Annotated in this window: 1 pseudogene; it reads left to right on the forward strand. The window is 61.1% G+C overall.

Going from position 1 to position 486, the window contains the following annotated elements:
- A pseudogene (locus A3754_RS04410) lies at positions 1–486 on the forward strand (NADP-dependent oxidoreductase); the annotation flags it as partial.

Consider the following 486-nt stretch of genomic DNA (forward strand, 5'->3'; position numbering starts at 1 on the left):
AATCGCCAGATTATTTTATCCGAGTACCCCAAGGGGATGCCCCAGCCTGAACATCTGCCTTTGAAGGAAGGCGCGATGCCGTCGCCGAAAGAGGGCCAGGTCCTGATCAAGACCATCTACCTGTCACTGGACCCCTACATGCGTGGGCGCATGAGCCCGGCCAAGTCCTATGCGGCCAGCGTGGAGCTGGGTGATGTGATGCAGGGCGGTACCGTCGGCCAGGTTGTGGAATCGCGCCTGGAAGGTTATGAAGCCGGTGACTATGTGCTGGGCTTCGGTGGCTGGCAGGAATACTCCGTGCAGGGCAAAGAGATGCTGCGCAAGCTGGACCCGAAACAGGTACCGATCAGCACGGCGCTGGGCGTGCTGGGTATGCCGGGCTTTACCGCCTATGCGGGGTTGCTGGAAATTGGTCAGCCCAAAGAAGGCGAAACCGTGGTGGTCTCTGCGGCCAGCGGCGCGGTGGGTCAGATCGTCGGGCAGATC

Source organism: Alcanivorax sp. HI0083, assembly GCF_001635175.1.